Here is a 25,767-nt window from a genome sequence, read left to right on the forward strand (position 1 = left end):
GCCCCATCAGTCGCCGTGTCAGTCGCCCGTCAGTCGCCCCGTCAGTCGCCCCGTCGTTTGCGCCGGCTGCGGCGCGCCTCGCCCCGCGCCCGGCCGTCCAGTGCGATCCACACCCGTACCTCGGTCCCGCCGAGCACCGAGCGCCCCAGCCGTACGTCGCCGCCCGTGGATTCCGCGACCCGGCGCACGATGTCCAGGCCCAGGCCGGTCGAACCGTCGCGGCCGCCGTCGTTGCCGCGGCGCAGCGCCGCGTCCGGGTCGTCGATGCCCGGTCCCGCGTCCGAGACGAGCACGATGACGGCGTCCCCGGCGTCGTGGACGTCCACCGCGAAGGGCGTGTTCTCGGGGGTGTGCCGGAAGACGTTGCCCAGCATGGCGTCCAGGGCGGCCACGAGTTCGGCCCTGGCCACGGGGATCCGCACGGTGCGGTCCACGCCCGCCAGTCGGACCTCGCGTCCCTCGTCCTCCGCGAGCGCCGACCAGAAGTCCATCCGGTCGCGGATCACCTCGGACGCGTCGCAGCCCGCGCCCACCGAGGTGTGGGGGGAGCGCTGTTCGCGGGCGGTACGGATGATCGTGTCCACCTCGCGTTCCAGTTGCTCCACCGCCGCCCGGGTGTGGTCGGCGGCCGGGCCGTCGCCGAGGGAGGCCGCGTTGAGGCGCAGCACGGTGAGCGGGGTCCGGAGCCGGTGCGAGAGGTCGGCGGCGAGTTCCCGTTCGTTGGCGAGGAGTTCCACCACCTGGTCGGCCATGGAGTTGAACGCGACGGCCGCCGAGCGGAGTTCCTTGGGGCCGTCCTCCGGTACGCGTGCCCCGAGCCGCCCCTCGCCCAACTGGTGGGCGGCGTCGGCGAGCCGTTCGGCGGGTCGCACGAGGCGGGCGCCGAGTCGGTCCGCGACCGCCACCGAGCCCACGATCAGGGCGAGTCCGACGCCCGCGAGGACCATCCAGGCCGTCGCGACCCCGTTGCTGACCTCGCTCTCCGGCACGTGGATCTCGATCACGGCGATGTCCCCGGATCCGAGCGCGGTGGGCTGCAGGAGCGCCGAGCCACCCCCGGAGACCTTGGCGGTGGTCGCGCGGCCCATCTTGCGGGTCTGGGTGACGGCGTGCTCCCCGGCCCAGCCGTCCCCGATGTCCACGGGGGCGCTGTCGCCGATCGCGGGCACGTGGACGGCCATCCGCCCGGCGGCGCCCATCTGCGTGGACTCCACGGCCTTGCGCAGTTGGACGGGGTCGGTGGTGATGGAGAGGGTGGGCCCCATGGTGGCGGCCTGTCGTTCGGCGTTGGAGAAGGCCCGGTCGCTGGCCATTTCCTGGACCACGAGCCCGAGGGGTACGGCGAAGGCCACGACCACCATGGCCGTGACCGCGAGGCACACCTTGACCAGCGCCCATCTCACGCCGGCGGCTCCAGTTTGACGCCCACACCCCGCAGGGTGTGCAGGTAGCGGGGGCTGGCGGCGGTCTCGCCGAGCTTGCGGCGCAGCCAGGACAGGTGCACGTCGATGGTCTGGTCGTCCCCGTACGACTGCTGCCACACCTCGGCGAGCAGTTCCCGTCGGGACACGACCACGCCGGGCCGGCCGGCGAGGAAGGCCAGCAGGTCGAACTCCCGTCGGGTGAGGTCGAGGACCGCCCCGTCGAGTTCGGCCTGCCGGCGCAGCGGGTCGATGGCCAGTCCGCCGACCCGCAGGACCCGTGAGGGCGGTTCCACGCCGGCGGCGGCGCGGGAGCGGCGCAGGACGGCGGCCATCCGGGCGGAGAGGTGCTCGACGGAGAACGGCTTGGTGAGGTAGTCGTCGGCGCCGTCGTTGAGGAGCCGGACGATCTCGGCCTCGTCGTCGCGGGCCGTCGCGATGATGACGGGGACGTCGGTGATGCCGCGCAGCATCTTCAGGGCCTCGGCCCCGTCCAGGTCGGGCAGCCCGAGGTCGAGGATGACCACGTCGAAGCGGTGGTGCGCGACCTCGCGCAGCGCCTCCAGGGCCGTGCCGACGCTCCGCACGGTGTGGGAGGCCTCGGTCAGGTGCCGGATGAGGGCGGAACGTACGAACTGGTCGTCCTCGACCACGAGCACACTTGCCATGGCGGCACCGTAGTCCATTCGGGGGACGCCGGGAGGCGCCGGGCCGTCTCTGTGGCGGGTGGTGCAGTATGTGCCGTGATGCTGAGAGGACTTGTACATGCCATGGCGTGGACGCTGTCCACGGCGGCGGCGGTGACGCTGTCGTGGTGGGGCGTGCACACCGTCATGTCCGGCACCGCCTACGATCCTCCGCTCGCGGTCCCGCTGACCGCGGTGCCGTTGTCCTCTTCGACGCACCACACGGATCCGCCGTCCTCCCCCGCTCCGCCGCCCGCTTCCCCGTCGCCCTCCCCCTCGTCCTCGGCCCCGTCACCGTCCGCCACGCCGTCCGCCGGGAAGCCGAAGCCGCCGGCCGCGCCGCCGAGCCCGCGCCCTTACCGGCAGCCGGACGACGGGTCCGGCGGGGACGACGTGAAGGGGTACTCGGTGTCCGGCGGTCGGGTGGCCTTCGACATCGGCAAGTCCTCGGCCGAGTTGGTGTCGGCCACCCCGGCGGCCGGTTGGCGCATGCAGGTGTGGAAGCAGGACTTCTGGATCCGGGTCACCTTCACCAAGGAGAGCCGCGAGGTATCGGTGTTCTGCACCTGGCACGACACGGCCCCGCGCGTGCAGATCGTGGACCCGTGAGGAAGGGACGTAGGACATGGGTGGCGCGCGGTACGTCACGGACCTGATCGAGGCGTGCGAGCGGCACGCGGGCAAGCCCGCGCTCGGCGCCGGCCCGTCCTGGCTGCTGACCTTCGACGAGGTGCTGTCCGACGCGTACCGGCTGGCCGGCGCCCTGTCCGGGCTCGGCGTCGGCCGTGGTTCGGGGCTGGCCTGCGTGACGGCCGGCAACCCGCCCGAGCAGTTGCTCGTACGGTTGGCGGCGCACCTGCTGGGTGCCCGGTTGACCCAGGTCGTCGTCGGACCGGCCACCCACGGCCTGGAGTTCCTGCTGCGGGACTGCGAACCGGCGCTGGTGGTCCACGACACCCCGGTCCCGGACACCGGGGTCGCCCGCGTGGCGGTGGGCGCGCTGCTGGAGTCGGCCCGCGCCCTGGACGCGACGCCGGTACCGGTGGGGGCCCGCGAACAGGACGTGGCCCGGGTGACGTACACGGGCGGTACGACGGGCCGCCCCAAGGGGGTGGCGTCCACGTTCGGGGCGATGGCGGCCCGCAAGGCGGATCGCGGCCGGAGCGCCGAACGGGTCTACCTGTCGGTGACCTCCCTGGCCCAGCGGTCCGGGGGCCGGTGCCTGGAACAGTTGCGGGCGGGTGGCCGCAGCGAGGTCCTCGGCCCGTTCGACACGAGGGGGTTCGCCGAGGCCTGCCGCCGGCTGGGGCCCGTGTCCACGTACCTGACGACCTCGATGGTCTACCGGCTGCTGGACGACCCGGTGACCGCCGCCGGGGTGCCCGGCCTGGAGCAGGTCTCGTACGGGGACGCGCCCGTCCACCCGGAGCGGCTGCGTCGGGCACTGACCGGCTGGGGGGCCGGCAAGGAGTGGCGGCAGGGGTACGGGATGAACGAGTCGGGGGTGATCTGCCGGCTCACCGCGGCCGACCACGAGGCGGCGGCCGGCGACCGCCCGGAACTCCTCGGCTCGGTGGGCCGGCCCGTGCCCGGGGTGACGGCGCGGGTCCGTGCGGCGGACGGGAGCGCGTGCGCGGAGGGCGACACCGGCGAGGTGTGGGTGCGGTCCGCGACGGTGATGGCCGGCTACTGGAAGCGGCCGGCCATGACGGCGGAGGTGCTGCGCGACGGGTGGCTGCGCACCGGGGACCTCGGTCACTTCGACGCGGACGGGTACCTGTACCTCGACGACCGGGTCAAGGACGTGGTGATGGTGGACGGGGAGAACATCTACTGCGGGCCGGTGGAGGCGGCGCTGACCCGGCATCCCGCGGTGGCCGAGGCCGCGGTGGTGGGACGGTTCCACGAGGTCACCGGCGAGGAGGTGTGCGCCTTCCTGGTGCCGGCCGCCGGTTCGGAGCCGTCCGGGGAGGCGGCCGACGCGGCCTGCGCGCGGGTGGAGCGGGAGCTGGCGCGGGACCACCGCCCGACGGCGGTGTTCTGGCTGCCGGCCCTCCCCCTGACGGACCGCGGCAAACCGGACAAGCGCCGCCTGCGCGAGCTGGCCCGGCGGGACGCGGCCTAGCGGAACACCGCCGGCGGGGGTTCCGGCGAGGCCACCGCCGAGGCGTCGGTCACCGGGGCCGCGCCGCCCGCGAAGTCGGCCAGGGCCCGACCGTGTTCCACCCGTCCGGGGTGGGGATCGCTCGCCACGCGCCGGGTGAACTCCGCGACCGGCAGCTCCCGGTCGGCGGCCACGAGGACGGCGTTGCCGAAGCGTTTCCCCCGCCACACCACGGGGTCGGCTGCCAGGGCCAGTTCCGCGAACCGGGTGGCGGCGGTGGCGATCTGGCCCTTCAGGTGCGCCAGCGGCGGGCCGTCGGCGAGGTTGGCGACGTACCAGCCGCCGGGTGCCAGGGCCCGGCGTACGTCGTCGAGGAACTCGGCGCTCGTCAGGTGGGCCGGGGTGCGGGCGCCGCCGAACACGTCCGCGATGACCAGGTCGGCCCAGCCGTCCGGCACCTTGGCCAGGCCCGCCCGCGCGTCCACCGCCCGCACCCGGACCCGCGCCTGCGGGTCCAGCGGAAGGTGTTCCCGTACGAAGGCCACCAGGCCGGCGTCGATCTCCACCACCTGCTGCGTGGAGCGGGGGCGGCTCGCCGCGGTGTAACGGGCCAGGGTGAAGGCGCCGCCGCCCAGGTGCACCACGTTCAGGGGCTGCCGGGCGGGCGCGACGAGGTCGATCAGGTGGCCGATGCGGCGCTGGTACGCGAAGTCCAGGTACCCCGGGTCGGCGAGATCGACGTGCGACTGCGGCGCCCCGTCGATCAGCAGGGTCCAGGCGCCCGCGCGCTCACGATCGGGGGCCAACTCCGCGCGGCCGCCGTCCACCTGTCCGACGACCGGCTCCACGGCGCCCCTGCGCCCACTGCCCTTGCTCTTCCCTGCCATGCGCCCATTATCGCCGGTCAGGGCATCAGCGGCAGTTGTCCGCCGCCTCGATCAGCCGGGCGGCCTCGCCGAGCGCCGCGCGCAGCACGTCGGGGTCGGTGACGGGTCCGACGGCCTCCGGGGGCAGCAGCCAGCCGCCGCCGTCCACGGCGGGCGAGGCGAAGGCCCCGGCGTCGCCGATGCGCAGACCGCGTCCGTTGGTCTGTGTGCAGGCGCTGCCGGGCAGGTCCCAGGCGTCGGCGGTGCCGGGCGGGACGAGGAAGCCGAGGGTGTCGCCGGAGCCGTCGTGCAGGACCGGGCCGACGCCGGGGGCGGTGTGGTGGGTGGCCCGACGGATGATGTCGACCGCCTCCAGTCCCTGCCGGGTGGGCACGGTCACCAGGTCCGGCGCCTCGGTCGGGGCCGGCGCGTCGAGGGTGTCCAGCGTCCCGACCGCCCGGGGCTCGGGCGCGGTGTTCGTTCCGATGCTCTCCATGCCGCCCTCCACCAAGGGAACCCCTCCTCGATCCGCGTACGAGCCACTCCGCATGGGTTCAACGCGGTGGGACGTCAACGGGTGCGGCGCAACGATGCCGCAAAGGATGGCAGTTCATGGCGGATCGCGGGTGAGATATCCGTTTTGTAGCCAAACACCGCATGAACGGTCCTTCGCCGGCGGTACCTTCATGCGCGCCGGGCACAGTCTGAGGAAAGCCCGAAGTCCAGAGAGGCCACGTCCATGGCGGCGTCCCCCCACTCACCCAACTCCTCCTTCCGGCGCTTGCGCGGAGCGCGTTCCCCGGCCGAGTTCGCGGCCTCGGTCCGCCGGGCCGCGCGGGAGATCGGCGAAACGGTTTCCTGCGACGCCCGCTACATCGGGCGGGTGGAGTCCGGCGAGATCCGCTGTCCCAACTACGCCTACGAGCGCGTCTTCCTGCACATGTTCCCCGGTCGCACCCTGGCCGACCTCGGCTTCTCCCCGCGCGAGGCGGTGCGCGGGCGTTCCGCGCAGCGCGGCGCCCCCACGCCCCCTTCCTTCCCCCACCTCATCCACCGTTCCAAGGAGAGCGACGTGCTGCGTCGCGCGTTCATGGCGGGCGGCTCCGCGACCGTGGCGGCCGCGACGCTCGGCCTCACCCTGCTCGGCGATTCCCGTCGGCTCCCCTCGCGGGCCGGCGAGTCCGAGGCCGCCGCCGTCGAGGAGGCCGTGCGTCAGATCCGCCTGCTGGACGACCGGCACGGGGCCGACGCCCTGTACCGGCGGGCGGCCGAACCCCTGCGCACGGCCTACGCGTTGCTCGACGCCGGCGCCACCCGGCAGTCCACCGAGGACCGACTGCACTCGGGGGCCGGCGAGTTGGCGGTGTCGGTGGGGTGGCTGGCGCACGACTCGGGCCGCTTCGAGGACGCCCGCTCGCACTACGCGGAGGCCCTGGCGACGGCCCGGGTGTGCGGCGATTCCGCCCTGGAGGCGCACGCCTTCAGCAACATGGCGTTCCTGGCCCGGGACTGCGGGCGGCCGCGCGAGTCGGTACGGGCGGCCCAGGCGGGCCGGCGCGCGGCCCGCGCGCTGGGCTCCCCCCGGCTGCTGTCGCTGCTGGCCCTGCGGGAGGCGGGCGGGTGGGCGGGGCTGGACGACCGCAGGGCCTGCGAGGAGGCGCTGACCCGGGCGCACACGGAGTTCTCGCGGGGCGCGGCGGGCGCGGACCCCGAGTGGATGTCGTTCTTCGGGGAGGCCGAGTTGGAGTCCCTGGAGTCCCGGTGTTGGGCGGCGCTCGGGGAGCACGCGCGCGCGGCCCGGCACGCCCGCCGGGCGGCGGACCTCCAGGACCCGCACTTCGCCCGGAACGTGGCCCTCTACACCGCCGAGCTCGCCGACAACCTGGCGCACGCGGGGGCGCCCGACGAGGCCGCCTGGGCGGGCACCCGGGTGCTGGACCTGCTCACCGAGGTCCAGTCGACCCGGGTCAGGTCGATACTGGCGGGTACGGCCAAGACGCTGGTGCCGCAGCAGCGTTCACCGCGGGTCGGCGCCTTCCTGGCCCGCCACGCGACGGCCTGACGCCCACGGGACCCCCGATCGGTCCGATCCGGGGCGATCCGATCCGGGCCAATCCGGGCCTGTCCGGGCCGGGCCTGTCCGGTCCGTCCGGGCCGGGCCTGTCCGGGCCGTCGCCTCGTCGCGACGGTCAGCCGTCCAGGTGGCCGGTGTCGTTCCAGCGTTCCAGCGCGGGCTCCCCGTACGCCCAGCCCAGCACCGACAGGGAGGTGGGCTCCAGCCGGATCCGGGCGCCGAAGGAGGCCTCGAAGCCGAGCCAGCGGGCGGCGAGGGTGCGCAGGACGTGGCCGTGGGCGAAGACGAGGACGTCGCGTTCGGCCGAGCGGGCCCAGGCGACGACCTCGTCGGCGCGGGCGGCGACGTCCGCGACGGACTCTCCGCCGGGGACCCCGTCGCGCCAGATCAGCCAGCCGGGACGGATCGCCTGGATCTCGGCCGGGGTCATGCCCTCGTAGTCGCCGTAGTCCCACTCCATCAGGGTGTCCCAGGGCTCGGCGCGGGCCCCGAAACCGGCCAGGTCGCAGCTCTCGCTCGCGCGGACCAGGGGGCTGGTGCGCACCTCCAGGCCGGGCAGGCCCGCCCACGGTTCGCGCGCCAGCCGCTCTCCGAGCAGCTTCGCGCCCCGCCGGCCCTCCTCCAGCAGGGGCACGTCGGTGCGCCCGGTGTGCTTGCCGAGCAGCGACCACGCCGTCTGGCCGTGGCGGGCCAGCAGGATGCGGGGGGCCATGTGAATTTCTCCCGGTACATGTGGAGGTGTACGGATCAGCACGCTTTCGAGGCGGTTCCGTCGTCCGTCCATCATCCAACACATGGACACCGGGCAACTCCCCCGGTCGCACAAGCGTCCTACACCCCATGACTGACAGGCAGCGGCCCCCTCGATGGTGGACGGAACTGCTCCTCCTCGGACTCGTCTACGGCGCGTACTCCGCCGGCCGGCTCCTGGCCCGGGGCGACGCCGACCTCGCCGTCGGGCACGGTCTCAGCGTCCTGCGCGTCGAGGAGGTGCTGCGGATCGACTTCGAGCGCCCGCTGAACCGGCTGTTCTCCGGATCCCCCTGGTGGGGCGTGCCCGCCGATTTCGGCTACGCCTCGCTCCACTACCTCGTCACCCCGGCCGTCCTGGTCTGGCTCCACCGCCGGCGGCCCGCGCACTACCGGTCCGCCCGCACCTGGCTGGTGACGTCCACCCTGCTGGGCCTGGTCGGCTTCGCCCTGATGCCCACCTGCCCGCCCCGGCTGCTCGACGCGGCGCACGGGTTCACGGACACGATGGCCCAGTACAGCGCGTACGGCTGGTGGGGCGGGGAGGCCAGCGCCCCGCGCGGGCTCGGGTCCTTCACCAACCAGTACGCGGCGATGCCGAGCCTGCACGTCGGCTGGGCCCTGTGGTGCGGGGTACTGCTGTGGACCCACGCCCGGCACCCCCTCGCGCGGGCCCTGGGCATCGCCTACCCGGCCGCCACCGCGCTCGTGGTCATGGGCACGGCCAACCACTACTTCCTCGACGCCGTCGCCGGGGCCGCCGTGATGGGCCTGGGCCTGCTCCTGACCCGCCGGTTCCGCTCGGGAACAGCCGGTTTCCGGCGTAAGACCACGATTGTCAGTGGCGGATGGGACACTTCCGCCCGTGAGCTCCTACCCGACCGGCGGCCCTCCGCAGAGAACACCGCAGACGACGACACTGCGGCAGCGGCTCGCTGACCTGCGCGGCCCCGCCGTGCCGCCCCGCCCGCTCGACGCCCGGGCGCTGGCCGCGCTCGCCGCCAATCCGGGCTGCGGCAGACGGGCCCTGCTCGACGGGGCCGGGGTGGACAAGACGGCTCTCGCGCAGGCCCTCGGCTCCCCCGCCCCCTTCGGGCAGTCCCAGTTCGCCATGGTGCGGGGCAACTCCTTCGAGGCCAAGGTCAAGGGCGACGGCGGGGCCGAACTCCTGCGCCTGGTCCACGAACGGCTCGGCGCCGGGGCGGAGCCTCCCGGCGCGGCCGCCCCGGTGCCCGATCTCACCGCCGCCGGCCCCGAGGGACGCGCCGCCCGCACGGCGCTGGCCCTGCGCGAGGCCACGGCCGCCGGGACCTGGACGCTGCTCGACCACCCGATGCTGGCCTTGGAGGTGGCGGGCACGCCCGCCTACCTGGAGCCGGACGCCGTCGTCGTGCACCCCGACGGTCGGTGGACCGTCGTGGAGATCAAGTCGTTCCCGATGATCGACGGGGGCGCCGACGCGGCGAAGGTGGGCGCCGCCGCGCGGCAGGCCGCCGTGTACGTGCTGGCCCTGGAGAAGACCGCGGAGAAGCTGCCCGGCTCCACCGTGGGTCACCAGGTCGTACTGGTCTGCCCCAAGGACTTCTCCAACCTGCCCACCGCGGCGCTCGTCGACGTGCGGCGCGAACGCGCGGTGACCCTACGCCAGTTGGAGCGACTGACCCGGGTCGAGGACCTGGCAGCCGCCCTGCCGGAGGGGACCTGCTTCGATCCCGCCCGGCCGGCCGAGGAGCTGACCGAGGCGGTGTCCGCCGTCACCGCCGCGTACGCCCCCGAGTGTCTGGCCGCCTGCGAGCTGGCCTTCCACTGCCGGGAGCGGGCCCGCGACTCCGACGAGGTGACCGCTCTGGGCAGGTCCCTGCGGGGCGAGCTGGGCGGTCTGACCACCGTGGAGGCGGCCCTCGCGGCGGCCTCCGGGGCGGGCTCCGCCGAGGACCCGATCGCGGCCGCGCTGCACCAGGCCGCCCGGCTGCGCGCCGAGGCCCTCGCCCTCGCCCCCGCCCGGACGTCCCCGGAGGCGACCGCATGCCCCTGCTGAACACCCTCGCGCGCCTGGAGGCGGTCCGGGCGGGCCGCGCCCAGGCACTGGCGACCGTGCGGCACCGGCATCTGGGCGAGCGCCCGCTGGTCGTCGTGCCACTGACCACCGCCGGCGAGGCCGGGGCGCCGCTGGGCGCCCTGGTCGGCACCGATCCGGCGGAGCCGACGCTGCTCGTCGTCCCGCAGCCGCGCGACCGCGACCTGCGCTGGACCTTCCTCGCGGAGCTGGCCGACCTGGTCCTGCCGTACGTGGACGGGTACGCGGACGACGTCGAGCTCGTCGAGCGCAACGAGACCGATCCCGAGACGGGCGCCAAGAACAAGGTCGCCGCCGAGCTGTGCCTGGACGCCCCCCAACTGATCGTGCCCAGCCGTGCGGGCGTGGAGTACGTACGCCTCCTCGGCCGGTCGATGCGGTTCCGGCGGACGGCCGAGGAGGACCCGGAGAACCCGTATCCGGCGCCGGCCCGGGTGCCGCTGCTGGGGCGCTGGTTCACGCACCTCGGGGAGCGGGCGCGGGTGCCCGGTTCCTCGATGCTGCTGTCGGCGACGGAGCTGCTCGGTCGGCACTGGGCGACGGGCCAGAGCAATCTGGAGGACCAGCACCTGGGCGCCCTGCTCGCCTGGACGGCACCTCCGGAGGGGGAATCCGGCGCGGAGGCGGCCCTGCGCGCCGAGGTCGCCCGGGACCCGCGGGGCGTGCTCCTCGTTCCGCCCGCCGGACCGGCCACCGACCCCGCCTTCGACAACCGGCTGCTGGCCCCGGCGATGGCCCGCTTCGACGCGGCGCGCGCCTCGGGCGATCCGGCCGCCGTGGAGCGGGCCGAGCAGGCCGTTCGGGAGCTCGTCGCGGACCAGATGAGGCCCACGTGGGCGGCGGTGTGGCGGGCGCTGGAGCTGGTGCGCGCGCTGCCCGCCGGGGAGCGGACCGAGGAACGCTGGACCCGCGACCGCTGGTCGTACACCGGGCACCGCGACCGGGTGCGGGCGGGCGAGCCCCCGCAGCCGCGCCGCGACGACGCGGTGACGGCCGCCCAGAAGCTGGCCACGCGCGAGACCGAGCAGGTGCGCCTCGACGCCCAGGAGGCGCTGGACGACCCCCTGGTGATGGCGGGCCGGCGGCTGTCCGGGGAGGCCTTCGCCGGCGAGGTCACCGAGGTGGTCATGGAGTGGACGCAGGCCAAGCGGCCGCGCCCGCGCCCGCTGGTGACGGTGGACACCGAGGACCGGCCCCAGTTGGCGGACGGCGGAGGCGGGAAGGTGTTCCGTTCGCTCGACGGACGCCCGCAGGCGGCCGAGTTCGTGCGGTTCGAGGAGGCGGGGCGGATCGTGCTGCGGCTGCTCGACAAGATGGGCGGCGGCAAGGAGCCCGTTCCCGGCTCGGTGCCGGAGAAGGGCGACCGGCTCTGCTGGACGCTGTTCGAGCACGACGCGCGCGGCGGCCCCAAGCTGCCCGATCCGGAGAACACCCCGTGGACGCACGGAGGTCCGCCTGCGCACCTGGGCGCCGACCGACCGCACCTGCCCGCGCCCGATCCCGTGACCGCCGAGGACCTGTTGTGAGTTTCGATCCGGGAGCGGCCGCCGACCGGGCGACCGCCGCCATCCTGCACGACACCCTGCACGGCGCGGAGCGGGGCGTCGTCGTCGACTCCCCGCCGGGCGCCGGCAAGTCCACGCTCGTGGTCCGGGCCGCCCGGGAGCTGGCCGCCGCCGGGCGCCGGCTGATGGTGGTCGCGCAGACGAACGCGCAGGTCGACGACCTGGTGTTGCGGTTGCACGGCAAGGATCCGGGGCTGAAGGTCGGCCGGCTGCACAGCAGCGACGGCGACGCCTACGACCCGGCGCTGCGCGAGCTGCCCTCGGTGACCCTGTCGGCGAAGCCGGCCGACCTCGCCGAGTTGCCGATCACCATCTCGACGGCGGCGAAGTGGGCGTACGTGAAGGACACGGAGCCGTGGGAGCACGCCATCGTGGACGAGGCGTACCAGATGCGTTCCGACGCGCTGTTGGCCGTGGCGGGGTTGTTCGAGCGGGCACTGTTCGTGGGCGACCCCGGGCAGCTCGACCCGTTCAGCGTGGTCGGCGCGGAGCAGTGGGCCGGGCTGTCCTACGACCCCTCGGCCTCGGCGGTGTCCACCCTGCTGGCCCACAACCCGCACCTGCCGCAGCACCGGCTGCCGGTGTCCTGGCGGCTGCCCGCGTCGGCCGCGCCGCTGGTGTCGCGGGCGTTCTACCCGTACAGCCGGTTCCGCAGCGGCACCGGCCCCGGCGAGCGGCGGCTGTCGTACGGGGTCGCCTCGGACGGGTCGGGGCCGGACCGGGTGTTGGACGAGGCCGCGGAGTCGGGCTGGGGCCTGCTGGAGCTGCCCGCGCGGCACACCCCGCGGACCGACCCGGAGGCGGTCCGGGCGGTGGCACTGGTGGTGCGCCGGGCGCTGGACCGGGGTGCGGTGACGGAGGACGAACAGGCGGCGGGCCCCGCGCCGTTGACCGCCGACCGGATCGCGGTGGGCACCGCCCACCGGGACCAGGCCGCCGCCGTGCGGGCGGCGCTGACGGCGCTGGGCGTCCCGGGGGTGACGGTGGACACCGCGAACCGGCTCCAGGGGCGGGAGTACGACCTGACGGTGGTGCTGCACCCGTTGTCGGGACGGCCGGACGCCACCGCGTTCCACCTGGAGACGGGGCGGCTGTGCGTGCTGGCGTCCCGACACCGGCACGCCTGTGTGGTGGTGGCCCGCGCGGGCATAGCGGAACTGCTGGACGACCATCCGTCCTCGGAGCCGGTGCAACTGGGGGTGACGGTGAAGTTCCCGGACGGCTGGGAGGCCAACCACTCGGTGTTGGCGCACCTGGCGGAGCACCGGGTGTCCTGGCGGCCCTGAGGCGGGTGCTCGGGCGCCCGCGTCGTCGGTGGGGCCGTGCCCACCCGGTTGGCGCCTCACCCGTCCGCGGCTTTGCCGGGGGCCGCGTCACCCACCAGACTGCCCCCGACGCACCGCACCGACAGCCGAAGGAACGAACGCCCCATGACCCGTCTGCACGTCATCTACGCCGCGACCCGCCCCACCTCCTCGGGGCGTCCGCTCGCCGAGTGGGTCGTCGGCCGGGCCCGCGGGCACGGCGCGTTCGAGGTCACCCCGATCGATCTCGCCGAGATCGCGCTGCCCTTCCTGGACGAGCCGGAGTACGCCTCCAGCGGCATCTACACCCATCCGCACACGCGGGCGTGGAGCGCGCTGATCGACGCCTCGGACGCCGTGCTGTTCGTCCTGCCGATGTACAACGGCGGCTACACCGCCCCCTTCAAGAACGCCATCGACTTCCTCTACCGCGAATGGCGGGGCAAGCCGGTCGGCATCGTCAGCTACAGCGCGGGCCCGACCGGCGGAGCGCCCGCCGCCGAGATGCTGCGCCCGGTCCTGACCCGCCTGCGCATGCTGCCCACCGAGCGGTCGGTGGCCGTCCCCGGTATCAACGCGCTGGTCACGGACCAGGGATTCGAGGCTCCGGAGGGGCTCGCGCAGGAGCTCACCGGCGTGTTCGACGACATCGCGGCGCTCGCGAAGGAGCCCGCGGGCGTGTGACGCCCCGGGTGCACTCTTGCGCGACGTTGGACAATGGAGGGTGGCCCTGAAGGGACGACGTACGCGCAGCAGGAGGACACGCATGGCAGAGCCCGAGCGCACCGAGCGGAGGTTGCGGCCCGCGCCGCTGCTCTTCGAGCCTTCCGAGGTGGCAACGGACCCGGAGCACTTCTTCGACCTGGAGTCGATAGACGACCCGCGGGAGCTGCTGGCCCGTGCGACCGAGCTGACGCTGGCCTTCCGGGCGGCCCAGGAGCGCGCGGTGGAGTTCCAGGCCGTCGCCGCGGCGCAGCTGGCGGACCCGCGCCGGTTCGACCGGCTGCCCGCTGCGGCCATCGCGGAGCAGGCGGAGTGGACCGAGGACTACGCGGTCAAGATGATCGAGTTCGGCGAGACCCTGCTGCGGGACGGCCACCCGGACGGCCCCTAGGCCGTCTCTTTCGGATCTTGGCGGGTCAGGCAAGATCCGGAGGAGACGGCCCGGAGGTCTCCGCGAAGCGAGCCGGCCCGTGCGCCGCATCCGGATCCGGGTGCGGCGCACGTCACATCTGGCATATGCGGGGCGCACCATACTCCGGCGCGGTCGCCCGTGTCCCGGATTCCCGTAACTCCCCGGAACGGTCGGGCTACCCCCGGTAGACCTGGGGGCATGACGACCCTGACCGGCTGCGCCGCCCTCGAAGTCCGCACCGCCCCCGCGTCCGCGACCCTCGTCACCCCCGAGGGCGCGGCCTGGCTGGCCTCCGCGTGCGCCCTGCCGCACGAGACGCTCGCCGCGTGGCGGGCGCGGCCCGCCGCGCCGGCCGCGCTGCCCTGCGGGACCGCCTTCGACGTCGTCAACGTCCCGCTCGTCCTCGGGCGCCGCATGCTCGACCTGCTGTGGGCCGAGGGGCCCGGCTCCGGGCCCGCCGCCGTGCACCGCGGCCGGACGCTGCTCTTCGCCGCGCCGGGCACCGCCCAGCGGCTGCCGGCCCTGCTCGCCTGGGAGGAGTGGGGCGAGACCGCGGCCGCACCGCTCTGTCACGGCCGAGGCGACGCGGTCACCGTGCCCCCGCTGGCACCCTCTCCCGGGCCGTCCCGCTGGCTGGTGGCCCCGGACTCCCGGCGGCCCTGGCTGCCGGGTGCCGATTCGCTGCTCTGGGCCTTCCTGCACGCCGCCCGCCTGCAGGTATCGATTTTTGGTTCGGCCGATCCTGATGCTAATGTCTAGCTCGTCACCAAGCGCCGCTAGCTCAGTTGGTTAGAGCAGCTGACTCTTAATCAGCGGGTCCGGGGTTCGAGTCCCTGGCGGCGCACAGACGGAGAAAGGCCCCCACGCGAGTGGGGGCCTTTTTCGTGCCCGCCCCCCCGGGCGGGGGCCCGCGCGGCTGGTGCCGCGGCCGGAACGGTTCACCGCACTAGGTGGTGATCTTCACGGTGTACGCGCCCGACTGGGTCCGGTCCACCACCTCGACGCGGATGCGTTCCCCCGGCACCGTGAACGTCTCGCCGACCTCCAGCGGGGCGTCCGCCAGCGGCGGGTACACGGACCGGTCCCAGCAGGCCTCGGTGCCCGGATGCCCGTCCAACACCTCGATCGGACCGCCGCCCGAGGCCGGCTCGTTGCGGACCCGGTAGATCAGGACGCCCTCCGTGCAGGTGTCCCCGTCGTTGCCGGCGGAGCCCCGGGCCTCGATGGCGATGGCACTGCCGGGACCCGTGCGGACCACCGCCAGCCGGGTGCCGCCGGTGCCGCCGTTGGGCACGCCCTCCGCGAGCGGTTGCAGGGTGTGCAGCGAGGAGCCGGAGCGCACGCAGTCGACCTGGGAGGGGCTCAGCCAGCCCAGCTTCCACTTGTGCCAGGCGAACAGGTCCGGGGCCATCCCGAACTGGCTGCCCATGACGTCCCAGTCGCCGACGTACGTGTCCCAGTCGCCCTTGCCGTCGGACGGCCGGTGGTAGAGGTCGGGCAGGTCGAAGACGTGCCCGGTCTCGTGGGCGAGGACGTTGCGGTCCGGCGGGTGTTGCTCGAAGACGGTGACGATCCGCCGCAGGTCCGTGCCGTCGGCCCGGATGGGCCGGTCGAAGTTGACGACCTTGGTGGCGTCCGAGTCCACTCCGGGCGCGTCCGGGTCGGCGACGAAGTACACGACGTCGTACCGGCTGAAGTCCACCCCGGGGTCGGCGGTGGCGACGGCGTCCCGCAGGTACGCCGCCCGGTCCCCGGGGGCCCAGTCGCGCTGTATCCCGTACGCGGTGGACGGCTTGGGCATCCGCATCCACCGCTTCTGCGGGTGCGGGACCAGCCGGAAGCGCCCGTAGGAGGCCCGCTGGAAGAACTCGCTGGTGGCGGGGAAGTAGTCGCCGGTCAGCTCCTCGGGAGTGACGGCGGTGCGATGGTCGGGGAAGGAGAGGAAGACCATGAGCGCGTTCAGGGTGCGCTCGGGCCTGGGGTAGGCGCCGTTCCAGGTGTCCAGCCCGAGGGAGTGGTGCGCCGCCGTACGGGTCAGCGCGCAGGGACCGGCACCGGAAGCGGCCGCCGCGGGGGTGGCGACGAGCGACATCGCGGCGAGCGCCGCCATGGAAGTGACGACTGCCGCCGTACTTCGGATGCGGGAGCGCTCCACTCCCCCGGGTGTCTGCTGTCGCGGCACATCGACCTCCGGTGGTGGATTCGTACCCTTCCATCCACTTTGAGGCGATTGTCTTACTAATGCCCTGTTCCGCTGCCCCACACGAGTGAGCGATACGTCAAGTCGGTGACCCCCGGACTTCACGGACGCGCCTACAGAACGTCACGACCGATCACGGGAGATCAGCTACGGCCTTCTGGTGCTCACAGCCGCACAGGAACGATCACGCGTCGGTCGGCCGACGATCCGTCATCACCGCGAACCACCGCCCTCCGTACGGCGACGCCGCTGGATGGGGCCGTCCGGCAGCCTCTATGATCGGCACACTTTCCTGCACGGACACTCACGAGCACTGCGGGAGCCAACGGTGAGCGGAACCTCAGAGGGAACCGGTTCGGCGGCCGACCGCATCCGATCGGCCACTACGGAGCGTCACCCGGCGGTGCCGGCCGTGCCCGGCATGTCGACCGAACCCGCGGCGGCGACCACGTCGGCCCCGCGGTCCCCGCGCACGTCCGAGGCACGCGACTACCAGGCCGCCTTCAACGCGGCCCACCTCGCGATGGCCGTCGTCGACCGCAGCGGACACGTCGTCGCCGCCAACGAGGCGCTCGCCGCGCTGCTGGGCGCCGAACCGCTCGCGCTCGTCGAACGGTCCGCCGCCGACCTTGTGGACCTCGCCGCGGAGGCCCGCACCTGGCAGGCCTACCAGGAGGTGCTCCGCGGCCGGCAGGCCCGACTGCGCTGCACCCGCCGCCTCAAACACCCCGACGGGCACTCCCTGTGGACCGAGGTCACCCTCGGGCCGGTCCCCGGAAGCCGGGACGTCCTGCTGTCGGTCGCCGACATCAGCGACCGGCGCGACCTCCAGGCCCGGCTGCGCCACCTCCAGATGCACGACCCGGTGACCCGACTCCCCAACCGGACACTGTTCTTCGAGCGACTCTCGGCCGCCCTGGAGCACTCCTCGTACGAGCACGGCGGCACGGGCCGGATCGGGCTGTGCTACCTGGACCTCGACGGGTTCAAGGCCGTCAACGACACCCTGGGCCACCGGGTCGGGGACCGGCTGCTGGCGGCCGTCGCGGCCCGACTGACACAGTGCGCCGACCAGTCCGGGTACGGGCGCACGAGCGGGCACCTGGTGGCCCGGCTCGGCGGCGACGAGTTCGCCCTGCTCGTCGAGGACTCCACCGGCACCGAGCAACTCGCGGACCTGGCGCGGAGCGTGTTGAACGCCGTACAGGAGCCGTTCGACCTGGCCGGTCAGCGGCTGTCGGTCTCCGCGTCGATCGGGGTGGTGGAGCGGGCCGCGGCCGGGACCTCGGCGACGGGGTTGATGCAGGCCGCCGACACGACCCTGTACTGGGCGAAGGCGGACGGCAAGGCCCGCTGGACCCTCTTCGACCCGGAGCGCAACGCGCACCGCATGACCCGACAGGCCCTGTCCTCGACGCTGCGACCGGCCGTGGAGAGGGACGAGTTCCGGCTGGAGTACCAGCCGTTGGTGGACCTGGAGAGCGGGACCGTGCGCGGGGTGGAGGCCCTGGTGCGCTGGAACCACCCGCAGTTCGGCATGCTGACGCCGAATCGGTTCATCGGGATCGCCGAAGAGGACGGCTCCATCGTCCCGTTGGGACAGTGGGTGCTGCGGACCGCGTGCCGGCAAGCGCGTCGCTGGCAGATCGAACAGCCCAGTGACTCACCGGTGTTCGTCTCCGTCAACGTGGCGGTCCGCCAGGTGTGGGACTCGGACCTGGTCGGCGATGTCGCGGAGATCCTCGCCGAGACCGGACTGGCCCCGCAGTTGCTCCAGTTGGAGCTGACGGAGTCGGCGGTGATGGGTTCGGCGGGGCGGCCGTTGCAGGCGCTCCAGGCGCTGAGCGACATGGGCGTGCGGATCGCCATCGACGACTTCGGCACCGGGTACTCGAACCTGGCCTACCTGAGCCGGTTGCCGGTGTCGGTGCTGAAGCTGGACGGCTCCTTCGTCCGGGGGTTCCGCTACGAGGAGGGTTCCCACCCGAACCCGGCCGACGAGACCATCGTCGAGGCGCTCGTCCAACTCGCCCACCGGCTGGGCCTGACGGTCACCGCCGAGTGCGTGGAGACCGCGGGCCAGGCGGCGCGCCTGCGCCGCGTGGGCTGCGACACGGGCCAGGGCTGGCTGTACTCGCGGGCGGTGGCCCCGGAACGGATCGCCGAGATGATCGGCTCGCGCCCCGGGGCCCGGGGATAGGCCGGGCGGGTCAGCCGAGCTTCTCGCCGTACACGCGCTCGACCGTCATCGTCATCAGCACCCGGCGGTCGGACACCATCACCGACCGGTACTCCTCCCAGTCCGGGTGCTCGCCGGCGGCGAGGCGGTAGTAGTCCACCAGCGCGTCGACCTCGGGGCCGTGCGGGTCGGCGCCCGGGCCGACGAGCGTCACGGGCCCCTCGGCGGTGGCCCAGGAGCGGCCGTCGGGCGCGGTGACCTCCAGGGCGGCCCGCGGGTCGCGGCGCAGGTTCGCCGTCTTGGCCCGCCCTTCGGTCATCGAGACGTGCAGCAGGCCCGACTCGCGGTCGTAGAAGGGCATGACGGGCGAGAGTTGGGGGAGGCCGCTCGACTTGATCGTGGCGAGGACACCGAGTCGGCTCCCCGCGAGCAGCGCGCGCGGTTCGAATGGCGTGGCAGTCATGTCCGGAGTCAACCCGAGACCGGTCGGGGGTTGTTCCCGGCGCGCCGGTGCGCGGAACACGGCCGCCCCCGCCCCGGGAGGGGGCGGGGGCGGCCGGCGCTCGGCGCGGGGTGGGGGGATCAGCAGGCGCCGAGGTCCTTCCAGACACCCCATTCACCGGTGGAGCCGGGCACCTCGTTCTGCGTCCACCACTGGGCCTTCCACTTGTGACCGTTGTGGGAGACCTCGGTGCCGCCGGTGTAGACCGTGCCCGCGACGTACGCCGGGACCGAACCGCAGCCGGTGGGCGGCGTCGTCGGAGGCGTGGTCGGGGGCGTGGTCGGCGGGGTCGTGGGCGGAGTGGTCGGAGGCGTGGTCGGCGGGGTGGTCGGCGGCTGGGTGGTGCCGCCGAGGGCGTCCGAGATCTGGTTCAGCAGCGTGGTGTTGTTGTCCAGCCCGAGGAGGGAGTACATCATCGCGCCGGCCAGGCCGCGCTGCTTGCCGTAGTCGACCCGGGCCTGGATGGACTTCTGGTTGAGGCCGGTGAAGAACTCGCCGTCCTTGTAGAAGTACGAGGCCTTGGCCTGGTCGTCCCAGAAGGTGTTCGCCGGGTTGTCGACGAGGCCGCCGAGTTCCTTGTAGTTGGCGATGCCGGCCTGCTGGCTGGTGGGCCGGGCGCCGGAGGCGCCGGTCGCGGACTGGGCGAGGCCGTTGTTCGCCCCGGCGGGGACGCCCTTCCAGCCGCGGTAGTAGAACTCGTAGCCCAGGGTCAGCTTGTTGGCCGGGAAGCCGCCGGTGATGCCGTAGGCCGGGTTGCCGTCGATCCAGGAGTCGATGGCGTTGTCGATGCTGTACTTCTGGGTGCCCGGGGCGATCGGGTCGGTCGGGTCGCCGGCCGGGGAGTACAGCGGGGACTGGTGGTACGTGGGGCCGTCGCCGTCCCAGGCGCCGTGCATGTCGTACGTCATGATGTTCGCGTAGTCGAGGTACGCGCCGATCTTGTCCGTCTCGATGTACTTGATCTTGTCCTGGCCGGCCGGGAGGGCGGAGGTCAGCAGGTACTTCTTGCCGCCGTTGGCCGCGCCGTAGGCGTCGAGCTGGCTGCGGAACTCCTTGAGCAGGAGCGTGAAGTTCTGCTTGTCCTCGGGGGCGTAGTGGTTGCCCAGGTGACCGCCGGAGGAGCCGGGGTACTCCCAGTCGATGTCGATGCCGTCGAAGATGCCGGCCGCGACGCCCTGGCCGCCGTAGCCGCCCTCGACCGGCAGGTTGCCCTTGATGTACTGGTCGACGCAGGACGACACGAGCTTCTTGCGGGAGGCGTCGGTCTTGGCCGCGTCGCTGAAGTACTTCGAGTAGGTCCAGCCGCCCAGCGAGATGTTGATCTTCAGGTGGGGGTACTTGGCCTTCAACTGCTTGAACTGGTTGAAGACGCCGACGATCGGCTGGTCCCACTTGTCGGCGACCCCGCTGACGCTGTCGGCCGCGCTGAAGGACTTCTGGTAGTCCGCGTACGAGTCGCCCGCGCCGTCACCGGCGTTGGGGTTGTTGTCGTCGCCCGCCGCCTTGTTCGCCTCGAAGCAGGTGAGGTTGGTGGGGTGGATGTTGCCGAACGAGTAGTTGATCACGTCCAGCTTGCCGGCGATGCCGCGGGTGTCGAGGTGCTTCGGGTAGAAGGCGTTCCCGTACACGCTCCACTGGTCGTAGTACGCGATCTTCACGCCGCCGGCGCTCGCCGTGCTCGCGGAACCCGCGGCCTGGGCGGTACCGAGGCCCGCGAAGCCGGCCAGCGCTCCGGCTGCCAGCGCGGCCGTGGCGGCGGCCGCGACGAGGGGTTTACGGATGTGCATGAACTGACTCCGGGGGGTGGGAGAGGGGGGCATCAGCTTCAGGTGAGAGAAGTGATAGCGATCACCCCGACCCCCAGTCAATGGTTTGGACCAAAGAAGGACTAGACCACTCAGGCGCCAAAAGGCCTCGTCAGAGACTTGGGGGCAGACGCAGAACCGCTCGCCACCCCGGGTGACGAGCGGTTTAAGGCTGCACTAAGCCATGCGCCGGCAAGGTTTCGGCAACAAACCAGCCAAACCCCGTTCTTGTGCGCTCAGGCGGGGTTCGAGTCCTCCACCGGCATGGCGTACGCATCTGCGATGAGCCCGTAGGAGCGCAACCGGGCATCCCCGCCGTGGGCGTTGGCGGTCAGCATCAGCTCGTCCGCGCCCGTCCGCTTCACCAGGTCGTCGAGCCCCTCGCGGACCTCGTCGGGGGTGCCGTGGACGATGTTCGCGAGCCAGCCGTCCACGAACTCCCGCTCCAGCGGCGAGAAGGGGTACGCGGCCGCCTCCTCGGGCGTCGGGACCAGCCCGGGTCGCCCGCCGCGCAGCCGCAGCATCGACAGCGCGCCCGTCAGCACCTGCGCCCGGGCCTCCTCGTCGGTGTCGGCGGCCAGGGCCGCGGCCCCGATCAGGGCGTAGGGGGTGTCGAGCACGGCCGAGGGCCGGAAGCTCTGCCGGTACAGGTCCAGCGCGGGAATCGTGCCGGCGGCCGAGAAGTGGTGGGCGTACGCGAAGGGCAGGCCGAGCTCGCCGGCGAGGCGGGCGCTGAAACCGGAGGAGCCGAGCAACCAGATCGGCGGCCGACCGGCGGGACCCTGGACGGGGCCGGGCACGGCGTGCACCCGGGCGTAGGGGTGGCCGTCGGGGAAGTCGTCGTCCAGGAAGCGGATCAGCTCCCCCAGTTGCCGGGGGAACCCGTCGGCGGCGTCGTCCGCCCGTCCGGCTCCGCGCAGCGCGGCGGCGGTACGGGGGTCCGTGCCGGGGGCGCGCCCCAATCCGAGGTCGATCCGGCCCGGGGCGAAGGCCTCCAGGGTGCCGAACTGCTCGGCGACGGCCAGCGGGGCGTGGTTGGGCAGCATGACCCCGCCCGAGCCGAGCCGTATCCGGGAGGTGTGGGCGGCGAGGTGGGCGAGGATCACCGCCGGGGAGGAGCTGGCCACTCCGGGCATGGAGTGGTGTTCGGCCACCCAGTGCCGGTGGAACCCCCGGGATTCGGCCAGTCGGGAGATCGCCACGCTGGTGCGCAGCGACGCGTGTGCGGTGCTGCCGGCGCCGACGGTGACGAGGTCCAGCACCGACAGCGGGACCGGCGCGCTCCCCCGTACGGTCCCCCGGATCGGATCCGCGGTCCCTCCCGTCCCGGCTGCCCTGATTCCCTCGTCCCCGGCGTCACTCATCGTCGCTCCCGTCCCGTGCGGCCCTCGCGGCTTCCTGCATGTCCGTACGAGGAATTCGAACCATTGAGGGGGCCGGGGCATTCCCGACGGGCCGCCGAGTCGGCCATGCCTCTGGCATATGCCAAGCGAGTAGATCCAGGCAGAGGGACTTGATTGAGCCATCAATCTCTTCAACAGGCGCTCCACACAAGCCTCTTGATGGCTATCGTGGGGGAGCAAGCGGTAACAACCTGGTAGGGGGAAACCGTGGCGCTGAAGCCCGAGCCGACCGCGCCGTTCCATTCGGTGCAGTACGCGCTGCGCGTACTCGAGACGATCGCCCGGCACACCGGCGGTGTGACCGACGCGCAGATAGCGCGTGAGACAGGCCTGCCCTCCGTCCACCTGTCCCCGATGCTGCTCATGCTGCGCCGGGAGGGGTACGTGCTCCAGGTGTCCGACGGCGCCTACGCCATAGGGGACTCCCTCGTCCTCCTCGGCTCCGGCGTCGACCGGCAGCAGGCCCTCCAGGACAAGCTCCAGGACACCCTGGACCGACTGCGGGACTCGGTCGGAGCGGCGGTCTACATCAGCCGCTACGTCGACGGCGAGGTCCGCATCACCCAGTTCGCGGACAGTCCCCGCACCCCGAAGGTGCACGAGTGGGTCGACTTCCGCTCGGCGGCGCACGCCAGCGCGGTCGGCAAGTGTCTGCTGACCCAGCTCGACCAGAACGGTCGACGGGACCACCTGTCCCGGCACAAGATCGCGCGACTGACGTCGAAGACGATCGTGAACGAGCGCGTGCTGTTCTCCAAGCTGGACAGCCAACCCGCCACCGTGCCCGTGCTGGACCTCCAGGAGTACGCCGTGGGGACCGTCTGCGCGGCGGTGCCGATCACCGCCGGCGCCTCGGTGGGCTGCCTGGCCCTGTCGATGCCGGTCGAGCACGCGCACCGGCTGCGGGCCGCGGCGGAAACGCTGAACCGCAAGGCCGCGCCGCTGCTGCTGTCGCTCACGCTCTGACGGGTGGCGCACCCGGGGACGAACATCCCCTCGGGCCCGTGCGCCGGGGCCGGAAACCACTTCGGGCGGTTCCCGGTGAACCGGGAACCGCCCGAAGTACAGGTGCGCCGCCAGGGACTCGAACCCCGGACCCGCTGATTAAGAGTCAGCTGCTCTAACCAACTGAGCTAGCGGCGCCTGACAGAGAAAATACTACCCGGTCCCCCGGGGTGCTCAAAACCATTGCGCCCGGAGGTACGCGAGGACCCCGCGCTCTCGCCGGCCCCGGGGTCCGGGCCGGGCCACGGGCGCCGGCGGGGCGGCTCGGGCGGGGGTGACGCCGGCCACACCCCGGAGGGCGGTCGCGGCGTCCGGGTCAGCGGTCCAGGAGGTCGGCCCGGCCCCGGGCCTCGTAGGACGACAGCAGGGCGGCCAGGGACTGCGCGTCCAGGGGCCGGTATCCCGGTTCGCCCGGCGGGGACCACCAGACGGGGTCCGGGCAGCGGAAGCCGGCGCGGCGCAGGGCCACGCGGTGGACCTTGTTCGTGGCCGTCGTCGGCATCTCGGGGACCACCCGGACGTAGCGCGGCGGCATCTTCGTGCCCAGGTCGGGCTGCGCGGCGAGGAAGGCGGCGAACGCCGACGGGGAGAACTCCGTTCCGGGCCGGAGGGCGACGGCCGCCATCACCTGGTCGCCCGCGACCTCGTCCGGGACGGCGTACACCGCCACGGCCGCCGCGTCCTGCCATCGGGCGAGGACGTTCTCGATGACGGCCGAGGCGAGGTTCTCGCTGTCGACCCGCAGTCGGTCGTCGGTGCGGCCCGCGAAGTAGAGGAATCCGGCGGCGTCCCGGAAGAACAGGTCGCCGGTCCAGTACCAGCCGTCGCGGGTGCGCTCCGCCTCGGCGTCGGGGTTGCGCCAGTAGCCCTCGAACAGGGCGCGACCGCGGTTGACGAGTTCCCCTATGGCCTCGCGGCCGTTGAGGAGGCGGCCCGAGCCGTCGAGCACGGCGGCCGGGCACTCCGCCCCCGTCTCGGGGTCGACGACCGCGAGGTCGTCCCCGGCGCCGGCCCGGCCCAGTGCGGCCGGCGGGGTGTCGGGGGTGCGGACCACGGAGGCGCCGCCCTCGGTGGCCCCGTAGCCCTCCACCAGGCGGACCCCGAACCGCTCGGTGAAACGGGCGGCGTCCACCGCGCCGGCCTCGGTGCCGAAGCCGAGCCGCAGGGTGTGCGCGCGGTCGTCGGGGCGGGGCTCGGTGGCCAGGAGGTACTGGATCGCCCGGCCGACGTAGGTGAAGTAGGTGGCCTCGTAGGTCCGTACGTCGTCCAGGAACCGGGAGGCCGAGAAGCGCCGCCGCAGGGCCACGGACGCGCCGCCGGCCAGCGCCGGCAGCCAGTCGGCGATGACCGCGTTGCCGTGGAAGAGCGGCATGCAGACGTAGTGGACGTCGTCGGGGGTGACCGAGAACCGGCGGGCCAGCGAGGTTCCGGCGGCGGCCAGGCGGCCCTGGGTGCAGAGGGCGGCCTTGGGGGCGCCGGTGGAGCCGGACGTGAAGTAGAGGAGCATCCGGGAGGCGGGGGTGGGGCCGCCGGAGAGTACGGCCTCCCCCGGCTCGGCTCCCGCGTAGGGCTCCAGCAGTCGCGCGTACTCGTCGGTGTCGGTCACGAGGATCCGTACGTCCGGCAGGTCGAGGCCGCGCAGCAGCGGCAGGTGGGCGCGCTCGGTGACGAGGATCCGGCAGTCGGTGTGCAGGATGTCGCGGGCCAGTTCGGGGCCGCGCCGGGTCGGGTTGATCCCGGCGACGGCGGCCCCCGCGAGGGCCGCCGCGCCGAGCCAGAACGGGAACTCCGGGGTGTTGTCGAGCAGCACTCCCAGGTGCGGTTCGGCCTCCGGCGGCAGGAGGTCGACGAGCAGCGCGGCGCGCGCGGCGGCCTCCTGGGCGGTCCGGTGGCGACTGAGGACGGCGTGCTCGTGCTTCAGCCCGGGCCGGTGGTCGCCCCATTGGCGCGCGATGAGCTCCGCGACGGTGTCGGGTGTGGTCGTCGTCCGCATGCCGCCGGAGGTTAGCTGACGTCGCGTCAGAATTGAACGTCGGAGCAGGAGTAGAAGGCCATCGGGGTGTCGTTGACGGTCCAGACCGCCAGGATCATGTGCCGACCGGTCTTCCCGCTCGGCATGGCGCCCTGGTGGACGGTGGTCATGGCGGGGCGGGCGCCGTTGTAGGCGACCGTGAGGAAGGGCTGGGGGTCGAGGGCGGCCCGGGTGAGCGGCTTGGTGGGGTCCCAGCCGTTCCTGGTGACGTAGTACTTGAAGTCGGTGGTGGAGTGGTTGGCGGTGAACTGCCACCGGAAGGCGTAGCTCTGGCCGCTGTTGACGCGGGTGGCGGGCCAGGTTCCGCCGCGCGGGTCGTCGAGCTCGGCGAACTGGGCGTTGCCGGCCGCGCATATCCTCCCGTCGGCCGGCCCGGCGGCCGGGAAGCCCTTGAAGCCCTCGGCGCTCTGCGGTTCCCACTGGATCTGGCCGCAGTTGGAGACGGTCTTGTTGGCACAGAGCTTCTGGCGACTGATGGGGGTGTCGGTGTATCCGTGGCTGCTGGCGGTGGGGGTGCCGAGGAGGGTGGCGCCGGCGACGAGGCCGAGACCGAGGGCCGTGACGCCGGCTCGTTTGGGCATGCGGAAGGAACGCATGATGCTCCTTGGACGTGGGGGGAGTCTGACGAGAGCGTGCGCACGCGTGGGGATGATTTCCAG

23 protein-coding genes and 2 tRNA genes are annotated in these 25,767 nt (G+C 73.3%); 13 read left to right on the plus strand and 12 right to left on the minus strand.

All coding sequences use genetic code 11. From position 1 onward, the window contains the following. Positions 1-41 precede the first annotated feature (41 nt). A complete protein-coding gene (locus ACFYW3_RS08675; protein WP_351755599.1) occupies positions 42-1,403 on the minus strand; it encodes a HAMP domain-containing sensor histidine kinase in 1,362 nt (453 codons plus the stop codon). Continuing rightward, positions 1,400-2,089 (minus strand): response regulator transcription factor, encoded by a 690-nt coding sequence (locus tag ACFYW3_RS08680; protein WP_063839417.1) that lies wholly within the window; start codon positions 2,087-2,089, stop codon positions 1,400-1,402. Before ACFYW3_RS08680 ends, ACFYW3_RS08675 begins: the two co-directional genes overlap by 4 nt. A 78-nt stretch (positions 2,090-2,167) precedes the next feature. On the opposite strand from ACFYW3_RS08680, the gene ACFYW3_RS08685 reads away from it, so the two are divergent. Together ACFYW3_RS08685 and ACFYW3_RS08690 are read left to right on the plus strand one after the other, a co-directional pair. Continuing rightward, positions 2,168-2,716: a hypothetical protein gene (locus ACFYW3_RS08685; protein ID WP_389385902.1), complete on the plus strand. Its 549-nt coding sequence runs from the start codon at positions 2,168-2,170 to the stop codon at positions 2,714-2,716. A 16-nt stretch (positions 2,717-2,732) separates the two neighbouring features. Then, on the plus strand, positions 2,733-4,232 hold the full coding sequence (locus ACFYW3_RS08690) for a class I adenylate-forming enzyme family protein (RefSeq protein ID WP_389385903.1): 1,500 nt from the start codon (positions 2,733-2,735) through the stop codon (positions 4,230-4,232). On the opposite strand, the gene ACFYW3_RS08695 is transcribed toward ACFYW3_RS08690, so the two are convergent. Both ACFYW3_RS08695 and ACFYW3_RS08700 read right to left on the minus strand, forming a co-directional pair. Further along, positions 4,229-5,098, minus strand: coding sequence for a spermidine synthase (locus tag ACFYW3_RS08695; protein WP_389385904.1), 870 nt, complete (start codon positions 5,096-5,098; stop codon positions 4,229-4,231). The two genes, ACFYW3_RS08690 and ACFYW3_RS08695, sit on opposite strands and share 4 nt — an antisense overlap. Positions 5,099-5,123: 25 nt before the next feature. Continuing rightward, the gene (locus tag ACFYW3_RS08700) at positions 5,124-5,573 is read right to left on the minus strand and encodes a hypothetical protein (RefSeq protein WP_351755609.1); all 450 of its coding nucleotides are present in this window, start codon (positions 5,571-5,573) and stop codon (positions 5,124-5,126) included. Between the two features lie 243 nt (positions 5,574-5,816). Here ACFYW3_RS08700 and ACFYW3_RS08705 point away from each other — a divergent pair, with 243 nt between their 5' ends. Then, a complete protein-coding gene (locus ACFYW3_RS08705) occupies positions 5,817-7,139 on the plus strand; it encodes a tetratricopeptide repeat protein (protein WP_351755611.1) in 1,323 nt (440 codons plus the stop codon). Between the two features lie 127 nt (positions 7,140-7,266). Here ACFYW3_RS08705 and ACFYW3_RS08710 read toward each other — a convergent pair whose 3' ends face one another. Then, the gene (locus ACFYW3_RS08710; RefSeq protein WP_351755614.1) at positions 7,267-7,863 is read right to left on the minus strand and encodes a histidine phosphatase family protein; all 597 of its coding nucleotides are present in this window, start codon (positions 7,861-7,863) and stop codon (positions 7,267-7,269) included. A 128-nt stretch (positions 7,864-7,991) separates the two neighbouring features. Between ACFYW3_RS08710 and ACFYW3_RS08715 the strand changes: the two genes are divergently transcribed. From ACFYW3_RS08715 to ACFYW3_RS08750, 8 genes are all read left to right on the plus strand, one after another. Beyond that, positions 7,992-8,840 carry a phosphatase PAP2 family protein gene (locus ACFYW3_RS08715; RefSeq protein WP_389385905.1) on the plus strand — a complete coding sequence of 283 codons (849 nt, stop codon included), beginning with the start codon at positions 7,992-7,994 and terminating at the stop codon, positions 8,838-8,840. Continuing rightward, a complete protein-coding gene (locus ACFYW3_RS08720) occupies positions 8,767-9,939 on the plus strand; it encodes a hypothetical protein (RefSeq protein WP_351755620.1) in 1,173 nt (390 codons plus the stop codon). The genes ACFYW3_RS08715 and ACFYW3_RS08720 overlap by 74 nt, the downstream gene beginning before the upstream one ends. Next, complete coding sequence (locus ACFYW3_RS08725) at positions 9,927-11,504, plus strand: hypothetical protein (protein WP_389385906.1); 1,578 nt, start codon at positions 9,927-9,929, stop codon at positions 11,502-11,504. The genes ACFYW3_RS08720 and ACFYW3_RS08725 overlap by 13 nt, the downstream gene beginning before the upstream one ends. Further along, positions 11,501-12,829, plus strand: a complete 1,329-nt coding sequence (locus tag ACFYW3_RS08730) for an AAA domain-containing protein (protein ID WP_351755625.1) — start codon at positions 11,501-11,503, stop codon at positions 12,827-12,829. Before ACFYW3_RS08725 ends, ACFYW3_RS08730 begins: the two co-directional genes overlap by 4 nt. A 144-nt stretch (positions 12,830-12,973) precedes the next feature. Beyond that, positions 12,974-13,531, plus strand: a complete 558-nt coding sequence (locus ACFYW3_RS08735) for an NADPH-dependent FMN reductase (protein ID WP_389385907.1) — start codon at positions 12,974-12,976, stop codon at positions 13,529-13,531. An 82-nt stretch (positions 13,532-13,613) separates the two neighbouring features. Next, positions 13,614-13,961, plus strand: a complete 348-nt coding sequence (locus tag ACFYW3_RS08740; protein WP_351755631.1) for a hypothetical protein — start codon at positions 13,614-13,616, stop codon at positions 13,959-13,961. Positions 13,962-14,180: 219 nt separating this feature from the next. Beyond that, positions 14,181-14,741, plus strand: coding sequence for a bifunctional DNA primase/polymerase (locus ACFYW3_RS08745; protein WP_389385908.1), 561 nt, complete (start codon positions 14,181-14,183; stop codon positions 14,739-14,741). A gap of 11 nt (positions 14,742-14,752) precedes the next feature. Next, a tRNA-Lys gene (locus tag ACFYW3_RS08750) sits at positions 14,753-14,826 on the plus strand. 102 nt (positions 14,827-14,928) lie between these two features. On the opposite strand, the gene ACFYW3_RS08755 is transcribed toward ACFYW3_RS08750, so the two are convergent. After that, positions 14,929-16,164: a M6 family metalloprotease domain-containing protein gene (locus tag ACFYW3_RS08755; RefSeq protein WP_351755635.1), complete on the minus strand. Its 1,236-nt coding sequence runs from the start codon at positions 16,162-16,164 to the stop codon at positions 14,929-14,931. Positions 16,165-16,603: 439 nt separating this feature from the next. Between ACFYW3_RS08755 and ACFYW3_RS08760 the strand changes: the two genes are divergently transcribed. Beyond that, positions 16,604-18,382: an EAL domain-containing protein gene (locus ACFYW3_RS08760; protein ID WP_351755637.1), complete on the plus strand. Its 1,779-nt coding sequence runs from the start codon at positions 16,604-16,606 to the stop codon at positions 18,380-18,382. 10 nt (positions 18,383-18,392) lie between these two features. Here ACFYW3_RS08760 and ACFYW3_RS08765 read toward each other — a convergent pair whose 3' ends face one another. The 3 genes from ACFYW3_RS08765 to ACFYW3_RS08775 all read right to left on the minus strand — a co-directional run bounded on the left by ACFYW3_RS08765 (position 18,393) and on the right by ACFYW3_RS08775 (position 22,032). Then, positions 18,393-18,824: a PPOX class F420-dependent oxidoreductase gene (locus ACFYW3_RS08765; RefSeq protein WP_351755640.1), complete on the minus strand. Its 432-nt coding sequence runs from the start codon at positions 18,822-18,824 to the stop codon at positions 18,393-18,395. Between the two features lie 119 nt (positions 18,825-18,943). Then, on the minus strand, positions 18,944-20,650 hold the full coding sequence (locus ACFYW3_RS08770; RefSeq protein ID WP_351763475.1) for a glycosyl hydrolase family 18 protein: 1,707 nt from the start codon (positions 20,648-20,650) through the stop codon (positions 18,944-18,946). A gap of 254 nt (positions 20,651-20,904) precedes the next feature. Further along, positions 20,905-22,032: an LLM class flavin-dependent oxidoreductase gene (locus ACFYW3_RS08775; RefSeq protein ID WP_389385909.1), complete on the minus strand. Its 1,128-nt coding sequence runs from the start codon at positions 22,030-22,032 to the stop codon at positions 20,905-20,907. Positions 22,033-22,278: 246 nt separating this feature from the next. Here ACFYW3_RS08775 and ACFYW3_RS08780 point away from each other — a divergent pair, with 246 nt between their 5' ends. Continuing rightward, entirely contained in the window at positions 22,279-23,037 is a 759-nt protein-coding gene (locus tag ACFYW3_RS08780) for an IclR family transcriptional regulator C-terminal domain-containing protein (RefSeq protein WP_351377391.1), read from the plus strand. A 103-nt stretch (positions 23,038-23,140) separates the two neighbouring features. Here ACFYW3_RS08780 and ACFYW3_RS08785 read toward each other — a convergent pair. From ACFYW3_RS08785 to ACFYW3_RS08795, 3 genes are all read right to left on the minus strand, one after another. Then, a tRNA-Lys gene (locus ACFYW3_RS08785) sits at positions 23,141-23,214 on the minus strand. Between the two features lie 178 nt (positions 23,215-23,392). Next, positions 23,393-25,069, minus strand: a complete 1,677-nt coding sequence (locus ACFYW3_RS08790; RefSeq protein ID WP_351763471.1) for an AMP-binding protein — start codon at positions 25,067-25,069, stop codon at positions 23,393-23,395. 26 nt (positions 25,070-25,095) lie between these two features. Next, a complete protein-coding gene (locus tag ACFYW3_RS08795; RefSeq protein ID WP_389385984.1) occupies positions 25,096-25,689 on the minus strand; it encodes a lytic polysaccharide monooxygenase in 594 nt (197 codons plus the stop codon). Between the last annotated feature and the right edge of the window lie 78 nt (positions 25,690-25,767).

Source organism: Streptomyces sp. NPDC002602, from assembly GCF_042889445.1.
Classification (GTDB): domain Bacteria; phylum Actinomycetota; class Actinomycetes; order Streptomycetales; family Streptomycetaceae; genus Streptomyces.